This window comes from Pseudomonas sp. WT-JTC, from assembly GCF_056711565.1.
Genome location: NZ_CM160042.1, coordinates 3,254,783 through 3,270,914 on the forward strand (window position 1 = coordinate 3,254,783; position 16,132 = coordinate 3,270,914).

General features: G+C 60.1%; 12 protein-coding genes and 1 pseudogene. 5 read left to right on the top strand and 8 right to left on the bottom strand.

The genetic code is table 11. The features are described 5' to 3' along the window. Positions 1-58 precede the first annotated feature (58 nt). Both AC06G5_RS14925 and AC06G5_RS14930 read right to left on the bottom strand, forming a co-directional pair. Positions 59-1,507, bottom strand: a complete 1,449-nt coding sequence (locus AC06G5_RS14925) for an aldehyde dehydrogenase (RefSeq protein ID WP_413428546.1) — start codon at positions 1,505-1,507, stop codon at positions 59-61. Positions 1,508-1,636: 129 nt separating this feature from the next. Then, positions 1,637-2,467, bottom strand: a complete 831-nt coding sequence (locus tag AC06G5_RS14930; protein ID WP_413428547.1) for a p-hydroxycinnamoyl CoA hydratase/lyase — start codon at positions 2,465-2,467, stop codon at positions 1,637-1,639. Between the two features lie 212 nt (positions 2,468-2,679). On the opposite strand from AC06G5_RS14930, the gene AC06G5_RS14935 reads away from it, so the two are divergent. Further along, positions 2,680-3,168 (top strand): MarR family winged helix-turn-helix transcriptional regulator, encoded by a 489-nt coding sequence (locus AC06G5_RS14935; RefSeq protein ID WP_480459808.1) that lies wholly within the window; start codon positions 2,680-2,682, stop codon positions 3,166-3,168. Between the two features lie 6 nt (positions 3,169-3,174). Here the strand turns inward: AC06G5_RS14935 and AC06G5_RS14940 are convergent, their stop codons facing one another. Further along, a complete protein-coding gene (locus AC06G5_RS14940) occupies positions 3,175-4,485 on the bottom strand; it encodes an OprD family porin (RefSeq protein WP_413428889.1) in 1,311 nt (436 codons plus the stop codon). Between the two features lie 332 nt (positions 4,486-4,817). Between AC06G5_RS14940 and mhpT the strand changes: the two genes are divergently transcribed. The 3 genes from mhpT to AC06G5_RS14955 all read left to right on the top strand — a co-directional run bounded on the left by mhpT (position 4,818) and on the right by AC06G5_RS14955 (position 8,057). Then, positions 4,818-6,053 (top strand): 3-(3-hydroxy-phenyl)propionate transporter MhpT, encoded by a 1,236-nt coding sequence (mhpT, locus tag AC06G5_RS14945; RefSeq protein WP_480459810.1) that lies wholly within the window; start codon positions 4,818-4,820, stop codon positions 6,051-6,053. 349 nt (positions 6,054-6,402) lie between these two features. Next, positions 6,403-7,014 carry a TetR/AcrR family transcriptional regulator gene (locus AC06G5_RS14950; RefSeq protein WP_480459811.1) on the top strand — a complete coding sequence of 204 codons (612 nt, stop codon included), beginning with the start codon at positions 6,403-6,405 and terminating at the stop codon, positions 7,012-7,014. Positions 7,015-7,103: 89 nt separating this feature from the next. Further along, positions 7,104-8,057 carry an aldo/keto reductase gene (locus tag AC06G5_RS14955; protein ID WP_480459813.1) on the top strand — a complete coding sequence of 318 codons (954 nt, stop codon included), beginning with the start codon at positions 7,104-7,106 and terminating at the stop codon, positions 8,055-8,057. Between the two features lie 80 nt (positions 8,058-8,137). Here the strand turns inward: AC06G5_RS14955 and AC06G5_RS14960 are convergent, their stop codons facing one another. The 3 genes from AC06G5_RS14960 to AC06G5_RS14970 all read right to left on the bottom strand — a co-directional run bounded on the left by AC06G5_RS14960 (position 8,138) and on the right by AC06G5_RS14970 (position 11,999). After that, complete coding sequence (locus tag AC06G5_RS14960) at positions 8,138-9,241, bottom strand: polyamine ABC transporter substrate-binding protein (RefSeq protein WP_413428069.1); 1,104 nt, start codon at positions 9,239-9,241, stop codon at positions 8,138-8,140. Between the two features lie 39 nt (positions 9,242-9,280). Continuing rightward, entirely contained in the window at positions 9,281-10,618 is a 1,338-nt protein-coding gene (locus AC06G5_RS14965) for an alginate export family protein (protein WP_413704807.1), read from the bottom strand. 118 nt (positions 10,619-10,736) lie between these two features. Continuing rightward, a complete protein-coding gene (locus tag AC06G5_RS14970) occupies positions 10,737-11,999 on the bottom strand; it encodes a serine hydrolase domain-containing protein (RefSeq protein ID WP_480459815.1) in 1,263 nt (420 codons plus the stop codon). Between the two features lie 389 nt (positions 12,000-12,388). On the opposite strand from AC06G5_RS14970, the gene fdhA reads away from it, so the two are divergent. After that, positions 12,389-13,588 carry a formaldehyde dehydrogenase, glutathione-independent gene (gene fdhA / locus AC06G5_RS14975; RefSeq protein WP_413704805.1) on the top strand — a complete coding sequence of 400 codons (1,200 nt, stop codon included), beginning with the start codon at positions 12,389-12,391 and terminating at the stop codon, positions 13,586-13,588. A 75-nt stretch (positions 13,589-13,663) separates the two neighbouring features. On the opposite strand, the pseudogene AC06G5_RS14980 reads toward fdhA, so the two are convergent. Together AC06G5_RS14980 and AC06G5_RS14985 are read right to left on the bottom strand one after the other, a co-directional pair. After that, a pseudogene (locus AC06G5_RS14980) lies at positions 13,664-15,010 on the bottom strand (PQQ-dependent sugar dehydrogenase). A 174-nt stretch (positions 15,011-15,184) separates the two neighbouring features. After that, the gene (locus AC06G5_RS14985; RefSeq protein ID WP_413704804.1) at positions 15,185-16,108 is read right to left on the bottom strand and encodes a LysR family transcriptional regulator; all 924 of its coding nucleotides are present in this window, start codon (positions 16,106-16,108) and stop codon (positions 15,185-15,187) included. Positions 16,109-16,132: the final 24 nt, after the last annotated feature.

Consider the following 16,132-nt stretch of genomic DNA (forward strand, 5'->3'; position numbering starts at 1 on the left):
CCTGCACGCGGGCGGCGATCGCTCTCCAGCATTCGTCGCCCCGCGCTGCGACGGCTGCTCAGATCGGGTAGTGCCGCGGTCCGTTCTGCAAGGTCACCCAGCGCAATTGGGTGAAGTGCTCGATGGACGCCTTGCCGCCGAAACTGCCATAGCCGCTGGACTTGACCCCGCCGAAGGGCATCTGCGCCTCGTCGTGCACGGTCGGACCGTTGATATGGCAAATACCCGATTCAACCCGCTGAGCCAGGGCCAGAGCACGGCTGGTGTCACGACTGAAGATCGCCGCCGACAGGCCGAACTCGGAATCGTTGGCCAAACGCAACAGTTCTTCATCGCCCTCACCTCGCAGCACCACCGCCACCGGGCCAAAGGACTCTTCACGGTACAGGCGCATGGCATCGGTGACACCGTCGAGCAAAGTCGGCTGCAGGATGCTGCCCTCCAACCGGCCACCCGCAACCAGGGTTGCGCCCTTGTCGAGGGCATCGTCGATCAGCAGTTTGATCCGTTCGCCAGCGTTGCTGTCCACCAGGGAGCCAAGCACCGAACCTTCGGCATTGGGGTTGCCGGCGGGCAAGGTGGCGATCTTCGCCGCCAGTTTGGCGACAAAGGCAACGGCCACCTTGGCATCGACGATCAGGCGCTCGGTGGACATGCAAATCTGCCCCTGATTGAAGAAGGCACCGAAGGCCGCAGCCTCCACCGCCGCATCCAGGTCGGCATCCTCCAGCACCAGGAACGGCGCCTTGCCGCCCAGTTCCAGCAACGCCGGCTTGAGATGACGCGCCGACAGCTCGCCGACGATGCGCCCGACATGGGTCGAGCCGGTGAAGTTGACCCGACGCACCGCCGGGTTGGCGATCAGCCGCTCGACAATCGCCGCGGCATCCTGGGGCGCATTGCTGATGACGTTGACCACGCCATCGCCGAGGCCGGCGTCTTGCAACACCTGGCCGATCAACCGGTGCACCGCCGGGCTCAGTTCCGACGCCTTGAGCACAACGGTGTTGCCGCAAGCCAGCGGCATGGCGATGGCGCGGGTGGCGAGGATCACCGGCGCGTTCCAGGGCGCGATGCCCAACACCACGCCACAGGGTTGACGCAGGGCCATCGCGAAGCTGCCGGGCACATCCGAGGGAATGATTTCGCCGTTGATCTGGGTGGTCATGCACGCGGCTTCGCGCAGCATGTTGGACGCCAGGTGCACATTGAAACCGTACCAGTTGGCCATGGCACCGGTCTCGCCGGCCGCCGCGATGAATTCCGCGCTTCGGGCCTGCAACTGTTCAGCCGCACGCAGTAACCGGGTGCGTCGCTCGTTGGGGGCCAGCGCTGCCCAGGCGGGGAATGCCGCTTTGGCCGCAGCCACCGCAGCGTCGGCGTCTTCCAGGGTGGCGGCGGCAACGCGCGACACAACTTCACCGGTCACCGGATTACGCCGTTCGAAGGTTCGACCGTCTCGGGCGGGGCACGACTGGCCGCCAATCAGCAGGGGCACGTCCAGCATGGTGATTCCTCTTTATTGTCTTTATCGGGAATACGTTCTCGGGGTTCACAGTAGCGCCGAGGCGCCGGGGCGAACAGCTGGCGGACGCTCGATCGTCCGGCCAGCTCGCCTTGATTTCAACGCCGGAACTCAGCGCTTGTAAGCCTGCAAACCGGGCTTGATGCTCTTTTCGTCGAGAAACTGCTTCATGCCCTGCTCGCGGCCACCTTCGGTGTCCAGCAGGCGCGACTGATCGAGCTTGGCGTACAGGTAATCTTCGTTCTGCTCCCAGGTGAGTTCGCGGCAACGCTTGAAGCCATGCTTGGCCGCGCGCAGCACCACCGGGTTCTTCTCCAACAGATTACGCGCCAGTTCGATCGTCACTTCACGCAGTTGCGCCAGGGGTACGCTCTCGTTGACCAGGCCCATCTCGGCGGCTTTCTGCCCGCCAAAGGTCTTGCCGGTCATGATGTAGTACAGCGACTGGCGATGGCCCACGGTGTCGGCCATCGCCTTGCTCACCAGATTGCCCGGCGGAATGCCCCAGTTGATTTCCGACAGGCCGAAGGTCGCTTCATCGGCGCAGATCGCCAGATCGCAGGCCACCAGCGGGCTGAAACCGCCACCGAAGCACCAGCCGTTGACCATGGCGATGGTCGGCTTGGCGTACATGCGCAGCAGTTTCCATTGCCATTGAGAGGCTTCGCGACGAATTTTTTCCTGAAGGATTTCCGGGCCGGCGTCCACTTCGCGGAAGTATTCCTTGAGGTCCATGCCCGCAGTCCAGGCTTCGCCCGCACCAGTCAGCACCAGTACACCGGCGTCCGGATCCTGCTCCAGGGTTTCCAGAACGTCGATCATCTCGCGGTTCAGGGTCGGGCTCATGGCGTTGCGTTTTTCCGGGCGGTTGAGGATGACCCACGCGATGCCTTCCTCGATTTCCACTTTGACGGTTGTCCAGCGACCTTCGTAATTGCTCATGGCGATACTCTCTTGTTCTTGGCTTGACGATGGGTAAAAACTAAACCGCAAATATAGTTATGTCAATTAACCATTAATAAAATTAACCGAATTGTTTTCGTGCGTGAAACGGGCGCAGCGCCCAGAAATATGCAAGAGGTCGTGGCTATCCCCGGCCAATCTCGGCAAACTAGATAGCCTTCTTAACCGCCAGCCCGAGGATTCACCCTGCAATGGCTAAATCTTCCAAGATTGCCGCCGCCCCCGAGGCCCCTGCCGACAGCGGCGAAACCCAGGCGTCGCTGGACGCCGCCCTGGACGACCTGATCGGTTACGCCATGCGCCGGGCGCAGTTGAAACTGTTCCAGAACCTGATTGGCCGGCTCTCGACCCACGACTTGCGCCCGGCGCAGTTCTCGGCCCTGGCGATCATCGACCAGAACCCCGGGCTGATGCAGGCCGACCTGGCCAAGGCGCTGGCCATCGAGCCGCCGCAAGTGGTGCCGCTGCTGAACAAACTGGAAAGCCGGGCGCTGGCGGTGCGGGTGCGCTGCAAACCGGACAAGCGCTCCTACGGGATTTTTCTCAGCAAGACCGGCGAAGCCCTGCTCAAGGAGCTGAAACTGATCGCTGCCGAGAGCGACATGGATGCCACGTCCGCCCTCGACAGCCAGGAGCGCGAAGAGCTGCTCAGGCTGCTGAAGAAGGTCTATCAGGCCTGAAACGACTTACCAGATCGGCACGGTGTAGAGCACCAGAAAGCGGGTCTGGTTTTCATCGCGAAACGCCGCGCCGGCGGGGAAGTCATTGCGATAGATCGACTTGCGCGCCATCAGCCCGACGTTCTTCAGCGGGCCACTCTGGATCACATACCCCAGTTCCATCTGGAACTCCCGCTCCTTGCGGTCGTCGGCATTCAGCGCCGCCAGTTCGATATGGTCCCCGCGCACATAACGCAACCGGCTCTTCAGGCCGGGTACCCCGGCAGCGGCAAAGTCATAGTCGTAGATCGCCTGCCAGGTCCGCTCTTTGGCATTGAGAAAGTCCGAACTCATGGTCAACTCGCTCATGCCCATCAACTCGGTGCCCGACACATAAGGCGTCGCGGTATCGCCGCTGGCGTGCATATAGCCCAGGCTCAGGCGATGGCCGCCAAAGCGATAGCCGAGCAGCGCCGAGAGGTTGCGGTTGTCCACCTTGCCGGCCTTGGCGCTGCCGTCCTCGTCACTGAAAAAACTGCGCAAGTCAGTGGTCAGTATGCCCTCGCCTACCTGAAGATTGTGCAGCAGCGCCAGGGTGTTCTGCTGATACAAGTCCGCCACTTCAGCGTGATAGGCACGCAGGCTCAGATCCTTGTTCACCTGGTAATCACCGCCGACATAGGCCATGTGCGATGAGGTGGCCGCGCCGTTGAAACGCCGGTTCGGCGAGGCAATGCTCATCGGCTGATAGTCGGTGGAGTCACGCTTGTTGATGCGGTCGATGTAGCCGGTGTTGAAGGTCAGTCCGTCGATGTCCTTCGAACTGAGCGTGGTGCCGCGAAACGTCTGCGGCAGCAGCCGTGACGGACTGGCGAAAGCGAACGGCAGGAAGATCGACACATCACCGGTCTTCACCGTGGTCTGGGCAAAGCGCATCTTGGCGGTCATGGCCAGGCGCGAATACTCGTCCGCCGCGCGCTTGTCGCTGGCGGACACCGGCAACAACTCAGTGCCGCTGCGGTCCGGTGACGAGTCCAGCTTGACCCCCATCAAGCCGCGGGCGTCGAGGCCGAAACCGACGGTACCCGGGGTAAAGCCCGACTCCACATTCATGATGAAACCCTGGGCCCATTCCCGGGCCGCGGTTTTCGCCCCGTCGTCCTTGTAGTCCCGATCCAAGTAGTAATTGCGCAGGGTCAAGGTGCCGTGGCTGTCATCGATGAAGCCTTCGGCCAGCGCCGGAGTGGCAATCACACTCAAGCCCAACAGGGCCAGGCGACGTGCGCGAACAGGTAAAGATGAGGTCGCCGCAAGGGCGTCCCGAGGGAGGTTTGGCATGTTCGATGTCCACTTTTTGTTGTTGTTTTTGAACGGGATCGTCGGGGTTTTCCCAAGGATCTCCGGCCAGAGAATGGAAACGCCTGAAGGTGGCGTCAACCCACAATGACCGATAAACGAACATTAATATTATTATCTATAATTTAAATTCATCCTCAACCTTATGCCATCACATTGATTTAAATGAATTTAATTGAGTTTTTAAGCAAAAAACCTTGCCTATTCATTTATTAGTTATCTTTGTTAATCTTAATTCCAGCCTGTTATCGCCTGCTGCGAACAGGCTCGCGTTCCCCCCTCAGCCCCCAACAAAAACAATAACGAGGTTCGCCATGGACACCCCATCACGTCGCACGACGCTGACCATTGCCCTGTGTTTTATCGTTGCACTGATCGAAGGCTTCGACCTGCAAGCCGCCGGCACTGCCGCCGCGGGCCTGCGCCAGACCTTTGCCCTGGATCCGAAAATGATGGGCTGGGTATTCAGCGCCGGCATCATCGGTTTGCTGCCGGGCGCCTTCTTCGGCGGCTGGATTGCCGATCGCATCGGCCGCAAGAAAATCCTCATCAGCGCCGTGCTGCTGTTTGGCCTGTTCTCCCTCAGCACCGCCTACGTCAGCAGTTTTTCCAGCCTGCTGCTGGCGCGCTTCATGACCGGCCTGGGCCTGGGCGCCGCCCTGCCCAACCTGATTGCCTTGTGTGCCGAAGCCGTGGGTGAGCAACGTCGCGGTACTGCGATCAGCATCATGTATGCCGGCGTGCCGTTGGGCGGCGCACTGGCGGCGGTGGTCGCCATGCTCTTCACCGAGCATTGGCAGACGACCTTCATCATCGGCGGTCTCGCGCCCTTGCTGGTGGTGCCACTGATGGTCCTGCTGCTGCCCGAGTCCAGCGCCTTTCGCCAGCAACAAGGCAGCGTCAACCTGGCGCGCACTTCAACCGGCCAGGCGCTGTTCGGTGAAGATCGGGCCCGCGTCACCCTGGCGTTGTGGCTGAGCTACTTCTTTACCCTGACCGTGATGTACATGCTGCTCAACTGGCTGCCATCGCTGTTGCTGGAACAGGGTTTCAGCAAACCCCAGGCGGGCCTGGTGCAGATGCTGTTCAACATCGGCGGCGCCCTCGGTTCCCTGCTCGGCGGGCTGCTGCTGGATCGCTGCAACGGCATCAAAGTGGTGCTGTTTGTCTACGCCGGGTTGCTGGTGGCGCTGGCCGGGGTCGGCCTGTCGGTGGGCATCGTCCCCATGGCCATCGCCGGTTTTTCCGCCGGGTTGTTTGTGATGGCCGCGCAGCTGGTGCTTTACGCCCTGGCACCGCCGTCGTACCCGACCTTGGTGCGCGCCACCGGCGTCGGCGCGGCGGTGGCCATCGGTCGCCTGGGATCGGTGGCCGGGCCGTTGGCCGCCGGGCAGATTCTGGCGGCCGGGGCCGGCACCACCGGGGTGTTACTGGCGACTTCACCGGGGTTGGTGATTGCAGCACTGACCATCATCAGCGTGATTGTCCGATCGGCCCCGCAGACTATGCCCGAGCTGAGGACGGCGAACCCGGTCGCGGACAAACCCTGACCTCGCCCTCTGACAAACTGATTGAAGCCAGGTTGTTCGGCGTTGCGAACAAACGCAATGAACGCGCCGTCTGCCACAGAAACAAAAAAAGAGACCGAGGTCTCTTTTCTTGTTTTCAGCGGCCCGCTACCACACGGCGATATGGGAATCGGCTCGCGGCTCGGTGCCACCGCAAAACACACCGGTATCCAGGTAACAAATCATTTCGCTGGATGCTCCGAAGCCTTTCGTTCCCGCGAAAGAGCGCACTACAGAAATTATCGCTTTAAATGTTTTACTCGATTAAGTATTTTGCATGGATGATTGGGCGACATCCGCCCTCCCTTTTTCATAGCGACAGGGATCTCCCGTGAGCGGACTACGTGAGCGTCAGAAAGTCGAACGACGCCAAGCCATCAGCAAGGCAGCGATTGAACTGTTCGAGCGTCAGGGTTTCCAGAACACCACCATCGAACAGATCGCCAACCAGGCTGGGGTGTCGGCACCCACCGTGTTCAAGTACTTCGGTAATAAGCAGGAAATCATTCTGGAAATCCTGCATGACGCCGACCAGCGTGCACTCAAGGACACCCGCAGCCAGATCCCTGACATTGAGGATCCGGTGGACGCCATGTGTTACCTGGAACGACGACTGACCGGTTACGCCCTGGAGGTCATGCACCCCAGCCTCTGGCGTGAACTGCTGCCATTGATATTGTTTGGCGGCGACAACGGGCTGCCCGAAGGCTATCGCTCCATGAACGATGCGCTCAGGGCTGAAATCAGTGGATTGCTCAGAGAGCTGCAACAGGCTGGCAAGCTACGCGCGGACCTCAACGTCGACCTGGCCGCCTTCTTGTTGAACGACTATTCACACCTGCAGTTGTTCAGGCTGGTCAACCAGGAACAGCCGGATGTCGAGTCCCACTCCGCTCAGGTAAGGAACATCACCGAGCTGCTCTTTTACGGCATGCGGGCCTGAGAAAACACACGGATGCAATCACCTTGCAAGGTGTTTGGCTGAACGCCAAAAACCAGAGGGCCGATTATTGAATCGAACGGCGGACCGGTATGAAAAAAGACTATTTGGGCAGTTCTACGATGGAGAGTTCGCGCCTGGTGCTAGGCGGCAATGTCTTTGGCTGGACCGTCAACGAACAAGATTCGCTGAAGCTACTCGACGCAGCGTTTGAACTCGGCATCAACACCTTTGATACCGCAGATGCCTATTCCATCTGGGTCAGCGGCAATAGCGGCGGCGAATCGGAAGCGATCATCGGCAAATGGCTGAGTCAGAACAGCCACCGACGCAGCGAAGTGAAAATTATCACCAAGGTCGGGGCCGAACTATCGCCCCATCAGCACGGGCTCTCGAAAGACAGAATCCTGCAAGCCGTGGATGATTCGCTGCGTCGACTGCGAACCGATTACATCGATTTGTACTTCTCCCACTACCCGGATCCCTCGACAGCACACGATGAAACCCTTGAGACTTACGGCACGTTGATCGCCTGCGGCAAGGTCCGTTCGATCGGTGCGTCCAACTACACCCTGGAAGATCTACAGGCCGCTAAATCCTCTGCCGATCGCCACGCCCTGCCCCATTACAGCTGCCTTCAGGTGGAGTACAACCTCTATGATCGGCATGACTTCGAACAGCAGTTGCGCTCGTTTGCCCAGGCCGAGGGCTGCGTGGTCCTGACCTACTTCAGCCTGGCCTCGGGTTTTCTCAGCGGCAAGTACAAAGGCCTGGATGACGTGACTCACAGCGCTCGCCGCGAGGATCTGGAAAAGTACTTCGATGAGCGCGGCATGCGCATTTTGCATGTTCTGCATCAGGCGGCGCAGGAGCAGCAGGTCTCCCCTGCGCAAATCGCCCTGGCCTGGATCATGCATCAGCCAGGTATTACCTCTCCCATTGCCAGTGCCACCAACCTGGACCAACTCAATAGCCTGGCGCGTTCGATGCAGATGACGCTGGATGCTCAAACACTTGAACGGCTGAACCTCGCCAGCCTTCTCTGAGACTGGTCACGCGCACTGACCATCAGGTCCTTGCTGAGCTGACAGATCGGGCCCGGCACAAAAGTACCGGGCCACGATGATCAGCGATTGGTCTTGATGCTGGTCCAGGTGCGCGTGCGGATCCGCTCCACCGCTGCCGGCATGGGCTGCAGAGCGAACAGTGTTTTGCGCGCTTCCTCCGGCACATACATGTTGGGGTTATTACGGATGTTGGCGTTCACCAGCGCGGTGGCGTCCTTGTTCGGATTGGGGTAACCGATCTTGTTGCTGATCCGGGCAATGACGTCAGGGCGCAGGATGTAGTTGATGAACTCATAGGCCTCTTTGGTATGCGGGGCGTTGGTCGGCACCATCATCACGTCCGACCACATCGGCGCACCTTCCTTGGGTAACGCCATTTCCACCCTGACACCCTTGCCGGCGGCATCGGCCAGCTGTTTGGCCAGCGCCACGCCGCCCGACCAGCCCACGGCGACGCAGATGTCACCATTGGCGAGGTCCATGCCGTAGCGCGACGAGTTGAAATAGGTGACGTAAGGCCGAATCTTCATCATCGCCGCCTGAGCCTGCGGGTAGTCCTCGCGTTTCTGGCTGTTGGGGTCGAGGCCCTTGTAGTGCAAAGCGATGGGCATGATTTCGTTGGCTGCATCGAGGAAACCGACGCCACAACTGGCCAGCTTGGCGAGGTTCTCTTCCTTGAAGATCATGTCCCAGCTGTTCATCTGCACATTGGCGCCCAGAATCTGCTGAACCTTGTCGACGTTGTAGCCGATCAGCGTGGTGCCCCACAGGTACGGCGCAGCGTAGCGGTTGCCCGTGTCACCCACCGCTTCCAGGGATTTCATGAACTCCGGGTCCAGATGCTGCCAGTTCGGCAACTGGTTGCGGTCCAGAGGCTGGACGGCACCCGCCGCGATCAAGTGGCTCAGGTTGGCGCTGCCGGGGTAGACCACATCATAGCCAGAGTTGCCGGTGAGCAACTTGGACTCCAGGGTCTCGACGCTGTCGAACACGTCATAGACCGGACGGATCCCCGTTTCCTCCTGAAAGCTCTTGAGGATCTCCGGTGGCAGGTACTCGATCCAGTTATAGATCCGCACCGTACGCTCTTCAGCCTGGGAAACGCCCGCCGTCAGCAACGACAGCGCAACGGACAACAGGGTGTTGCGTATATTCTTGTTCATGGTGAAACACTCCTACGCGGCCGCGGCGGCTCGCGGCACTTAATAGCGGTAGGTGAAGTACAGTTCCAGCGCGCTGAATTTCTGATCATCGCCGAATACTTGCCTGGCAGCGGCCAGCGGCTTGACCCAGTTATAGGACAGCGACGTATAGAACGACGGAGTCGGCGTCCAGTCGAGGAAAACCACGCTCTCATCGGCAAAGCGCCGATCGCTGACGGATGCGCCCATGTAGTTTTTCTCGTCCAGCCAGAACTGATAGTGAATCGCGCCGAGGGTCAGGGTTGGGTTCAGGTGAGTTTTGAGTGAGAACTGCTGAACGTTTTCGTTGCTGTTGAACAACAGGTAGTTACCGACGATGTCCCCTACCAGCCAGGTGCTCCAGTCGATGAAACCTTTGCTCAAAGGGTCCCAGGCTTTCTGACGGTTGTCGGTGAGGTTGTCATCGCCGGAAAAACTGGCGTAGCGATAGCCAATGACCGGCGTCAGGGGCAAGGTATTGAAGGCATAGTCCGCCTGACCATACCAAGCCTTGGCATCGTAATCGACGCCCTCGCCGCTGCCTTTCTCCAGCGCGTATTCGGCGTTGAGCGTCAGGGCGGGTACGCCCGGCACTTTGGCGTTGAGTGCCCTTACGTTGTACACCAGCATCCCGTCCCGGAATCGAGGGGCTGTGCTGCCGTTGGGGCCCAGCGCATGAACCTTCATCGCCATGGCGCCCAGTGTCACCTGGTCGTCGAGGTTGTAATCCAGGTTGGCGCCCGTCATGCGGAAGTCACCCAGATCGTCGTCGGTGCGCAAGCTGAAAGCCTGGGCCTTCACCGCGCCATGATCCCAGGCCAGGATCGCAGAATCCTTGAAGGCGGTTCTTGGGCCAAGCCAGTAGGCGCCGTCATCGAGCTGGTCAAGGTTGCCGTCCATGACGATGAAGCCAGTGCCGATCATGTAGTTCTGGCGCCCGGCAGTCAGCGTCCATTCCCCGGCGCGGATACCGCCGTAGAGTTCTTCGGCGGCCACATCACCGTCAGAGCTGCGCGTAAAACCGCCGGCATCGCCATCGCCAAAGGTTGTCGCCGCCACGAGCGAACCGCCGGCCAGCAGGCTGAAGTCAGGCTGTAGTGAATAGTCCAGCTTGATACCTGGCTTTACGTAGAACTCTTGCCAGTCGATTTTCGTGCCGTCATTTTTGCCGCTGCGCATATCGACGCGGCCGCTGCCGAAATTGACGTTACGGGTGGAAAGAGTCGCCCCACCGGCGGTGAGGTTGACCTCACCCTTGAGGTTGCCGTCCTCGAAGGTGTAGCTCGCCAGCGCGACTTGGGCGGTCAGGGGTAAGCCGACCGCTAAGAGCGTTCGAGAGAAACGCGTCATGGAAACCATATGAAGCTCCTGTGTGATTATTGTTGTTACAGGGCAGTGAAATGGCGGCGCAAAGCGCCGCCAACACCTGGCCGAGCCAGGCGGACAGGACACAAACTTCTTGTCGTTATGGGGCGTTTCAGTGAGTCAGGTGCGCGGCGATGGCACGCAGCATGCGCACGCTGTCAGCATCGAATGGGCCGACAGCCTCGGTCAGCGATGACTGCTTGACGATCACCACGCCGGACGGCTTGTCGACGAACAGGTATTGGCCATGAATGCCACCGGCCATGATCGCCTGGCTGTGGTCGTTGAAGACGTACCACTGGCTACGGTAGGAAGCGCCGGGGGTCCATTTGGAGAACTCGGAGTTCTTGGCATAGATCGCCGGATCGGCGCCGGCGAAGAGGCGTGCGATGGTCTCGGTCGACAGCAGTTGCAGGCCATCCTGGCGACCATCGTTGGCCAGCAGGCGGCCGAAACGCGCCATGTCTCGCACGGTGGCGCTGAAACCGGCACCGGCGACACTGCGCCCCCAAGGGTCGGCCATGAAGTAGCCGTCGCGCTCACACCCCAACTGGCTCCAGATGTCTTGCAGCAACTGATCGCAGGCCTTGCCCGAGGCGCGCTCCATGACCCAGGCCAGGGCTTCGGTGGTGGCAGTCACGTAATGGAAAAAGCCGCCGTGGCTGCCGCGTTTTTTCAGCGACGGCAGGTACTGATACAGCGACTCGAACTGAGCGTACTGCGCAGGTGCCGGCTGGAAACCGCAGGCGTAGCCGTACTGCGAACTCTCTGAATTAGGATCGTCATAGACCTCGCTGTAGTCGATGCCCACGGCCATGTCGAACAGCTGGCGCACCGTGGCATCGCCAAACGCGCTGCCCAACAGTTCAGGCACGTAATTCGCCGCCGGTAATTGCGGATTGAGGATGCCATCGCAGACCAGTTGCTCCCCCAGGGTGCCGATCAGCGACTTGGTCACCGAGAACATGACGTGCCGGTCCCGGGGACGCTGGCCGTTGAAGTAACGCTCGAACAGCACGGTGTCGCCCTGCATCACCAAAAAGGCGTCGGTCTGACTGGCCACCAGGTGATCGATGACACTGACGCTCAGACCACATTCACTGTCGAAGTGCAGTTCGTCCAGTGCCTGTGGTGTTTGCGTCAGCGTACTGACCGGCCCACAACCCGCCTGCACATCAATGGAGGGCCGCAGGCGCGCCAGATTGCGGAAGCCCCACTGATTGAACGGCGGGCGCATCCAGTTGTTCCACGCGACGCGGCGTTCCGGTTCGGCCGGAAAACCCTGCATCAGCAAAGGCGTCATGCGCCCGTCGAGTGACGATTCATTCGTCTCGCTGTAAAGACTGGCCAGCAACGGCACGGTGTTCTGGTTCATCGGGTTGCCCCTGAAAAATGACTCTGCGTGAGAGCAGATGCAGGGAAATAATTACCCGGTATTATTCTTTAGTCAATAAAACATTTACGCAGGTTAAAATATCCTCATCACTGTGCTTTGATGGGGGCAAACACGGCGCTCAGCGCCAGTTACTCCTGCGCCAGCCCTGCCAACGGGGATGGTGGCTGGGTGCTAAATGCCCTCGCAGAGTGCTGATACCAGGCGTAGGATCGATACGATGACTGCTAATCACGCGTCGTTGGAAGGTGACTTCCAACCAATCTGCATTCACGCGCAAACGCAAGACATAGACCGCCGCACTGTAAGGTCGCGCGCCCCTTCGCAGTACAAGGGCCGTGTTCTCACAACAACAAAAGCGAGGTGAAAGCATGTCTGGTAATCGTGGTGTCGTGTATCTCGGCGCAGGCAAGGTCGAGGTGCAGACCATCCCCTATCCAAAAATGGAAGACCCGCGCGGCAAGCGCATTGACCATGGCGTGATCCTGCGCGTGGTTTCGACCAATATCTGCGGCTCCGACCAGCATATGGTGCGTGGTCGGACCACGGCCCAGGTCGGGCTGGTGCTTGGCCATGAGATCACCGGCGAGGTGATCGAGAAGGGCCGTGACGTGGAAAACGTGCAGATCGGTGACCTGGTCTCGGTGCCGTTCAATGTCGCCTGCGGCCGTTGTCGCAGTTGCAAGGAGCAGCACACCGGCGTCTGCCTGACGGTCAACCCGGCGCGCCCCGGCGGTGCCTATGGCTATGTGGACATGGGCGACTGGGTCGGCGGCCAGGCTGAATACGTGCTGGTGCCGTATGCCGACTTCAACCTGCTGAAGCTGCCCGACCGCGACAAGGCAATGGCGAAAATCCGCGATCTGACCTGCCTCTCCGATATCCTGCCGACCGGCTACCATGGCGCGGTGACCGCCGGTGTCGGCCCTGGCAGCACGGTGTATATCGCCGGTGCCGGTCCGGTCGGACTGGCTGCTGCCGCCTCCGCCCGTCTGCTGGGTGCGGCGGTGGTGATAATCGGCGACGTCAATCCGCTGCGTCTGGTGCATGCCAAGGCCCAGGGCTTCGAGATCGCCGACCTGACCCTGGACACTCCGCTGCACGAGCAAATCGCCAACCTGCTCGGTGAGCCGGAAGTCGATTGTGCGGTCGATGCGGTCGGCTTCGAAGCCCGTGGCCACGGCCATGACGGCGCGCAGCACGAGGCCCCGGCCGATGTGCTCAACGCGCTGATGGGCGTGGTGCGGGTCGCCGGCAATATCGGTATCCCCGGTCTGTATGTCACCGAAGACCCGGGCGCGGTCAACAAAGCCGCCAAGCATGGCAGCCTGAACATTCGTTTCGGCCTCGGCTGGGCCAAGTCCCACAGCTTCCACACCGGCCAGACCCCGACGATGAAGTACAACCGTCAGCTGATGCAGGCGATCATGTGGGACCGAATCAACATTGCCGAGGTCGTCGGCGTGCAGGTGATCAGCCTGGACGACGCGCCGCGCGGTTACCACGAGTTCGATGCCGGGGCGCCGAAGAAATTCGTCATGGATCCGCACAAGCTGTTTAGCGCCGCCTGAGGACCAGGCTGGAAAAAGGGCAGCTTTGAGCTGCCCTTTTTTATGGCCGTGAGCATTGCTGCGCAAAAGGTTCATTTACTCTCTGGGTTTCGTAGCTGCGATGCGCCAGACCTTGTTCCCGACATCATCGGCCACCAACAACGCGCCATCCTGATCAAGGGTTACGCCGACTGGACGCCCTTGTGCTTCGCCATCAGCGTTGAGGAAGTCGGTCAGGAAATCCACCGGCATCCCCGCAGGCTTGCCATCGCTGAACGGTATGAACACCACCTTGTAACCGGCCTGCGGGTTACGGTTCCATGAGCCATGCTCACCGATGAAAACGCCATCGGCAAAGTTGGCTGGCATGCCTCGCGAATCAGAGAACGTCAGACCCAAAGGGGCGACGTGAGTGCCCAGCGCGTAGTCCGGTGCGATGGCTTCGGCCACTTTATGCGGACGCGGCGGTGTCACTCGGGTATCGATGTGGGAGCCATAGTAGCTCTACGGCCAGCCGTAAAACGCCCCGTCCTTTACTGAAGTCAGGTAATCAGGCACAAGGTCGCTGCCAATTTCGTCGCGTTCGTTGACCACGGTCCACAGTTGGGTTGAACCGGGTTTCCAGGCCAGCCCGTTCGGATTGCGCAAACCGCTGGCAAATAGACGTTTGTCGCCGCTTTTTACGTCGACTTCCCAAATCGCTGCGCGACCTTCTTCCATATCAAGGCCGTTTTCACCGACATTGCTGTTGGAGCCCGCCGTGACGTAAAGCTTCGTTCCCTCGGGGTTGGCGAGTACATTCTTTGTCCAGTGGTGATTAATGCCTGAGGGCAGTTCGGTGACTTTCACCGGCGTTGCATTCACCTCGGTTTGACCCGTGCTGAAAGGCACCTTGACCAGGGCGTCGGCATTGGCAATAAACAACTCATTGCCCACCAGAGCCATGCCAAAAGGCGACGTCAGTCCGGTCATGAACACCTTGCGCACTTCAGCGTGGCCATCACCGTCGGCATCGCGCAACAAGGTGATGCGATTGGCGCTCGGCGCATCCGCCCCCACCCGCTCCATCACAATCCCCATGACGCTGCGTTTTGCCCAGGCGATCGGTCCGGTGCCGCCATCCGTGGCGCCTTCCGGCATCGGCGGGTGGTTGCTCTCGGCGACCAGCACATCGCCATTGGGCAACGTGTACAACCAGCGTGGGTGATCGAGATTCTCGGCCAACGCGGTCACCTTGAAACCGGCAGGAGCCGTGGGCATGGCATTGCCCTTCCAGCCGATGGCCTTGGAGACCTTCAACGTGGGGATCAGCGAAGTGGTGGGTTCTGGTAACTGCGGCGCCGAGCCGACGCTGGCCTGAGACGGCAACTTGGAGGACTCACCACAGGCGGTGAGTAGTGCTGCAGTCGTGATCAGGAGCGCAAGCCGGTTGGGCACATTCATTGTTCTAACCTCGCTATGGCCTTCCATGGGCCAATGATGGGACAGGCAAAATCCCGGCGAAGTATCGCGATGCTTATCCGCTACAAACACCGCGTCTGACGCAAATCATATTTGCCTGAATTGCACGAATGCGCGGCTCCAAAGCCAGTCAATATCCCAAACGTAGCCTTGGGTTCACACCAGGTTCAACAACGCCTCGCGTAGCAGTCTGGCGGCGGGTGAGTCCGGCACGTTTTTGCGCGAAACCAACTCATACGGTTCGCTGCGCGAGGTGATGGGTAGCGGCAGCGTGGTGGTGAAACCGTAGCCGGAGCAGAACTTCGCCACGTCGGTCGAGACCAGCGCGACGAGTGTCGGGTTTTCCTGAAGCAGCGACAAGGTGGCGAACGCTGATGTCGTCTCCAGCAGGTGCAGCGGAAAACGCAGGTCGGCCTCGTGAAACTCTCGCTCCAACAGCAAACGCATCGGCATGTTGGCGCGATAGACCACCCAGCGGTAATCCACCAGGTCCTTGAGCGACAGCTGCCGGGCATAGGCAAACGGATGCTGGGTGCTGGCGATCACCGCCAGGGTTTCCTCCACGAACGTCGAGCTCTCATACAGATAGGGAGTGGTGCTGATGGTAGTACGACAGATCGCCAGATCCAGGCGCCCCGCGTCAACCTGGCTGAGCAGCGCGGCGCTGGTGTCTTCGACGATCTCGATGGACAACTTCGGGTGATCGGCAATCACCCGGCTGATCGCCGTAGTCAACAGCGGCACGGCACCCATGATAGTGCCGACCGACACGCGCCCGCCCTCGCCGCTTTTGATGCCGATGATCTCTTCGCGCAGGTGCGCGAGATCGGTCTGGATCAACCGGGCGTACCGAATGACAGAGCGTCCGGCATCAGTGGGTTCAAGCCCGCGGTTAGTGCGAGTGAATAGCGAAGTGCCGAAGGTGGTTTCAATTTCTTGCAGCGCTTTGCTGGCACCAGGTTGTGTCAGCGCGACCTGTTTGGCAGCGCCCAGCAAGGAGCCGTGCTCATCAAGGGCTATCAGTAAACGCAGCTGCTTGATGTGCAGGCGGGACATGATCGAGTTCAGTGAGGGCGTCATCAGGGTTAACTAATAGTTATAGAG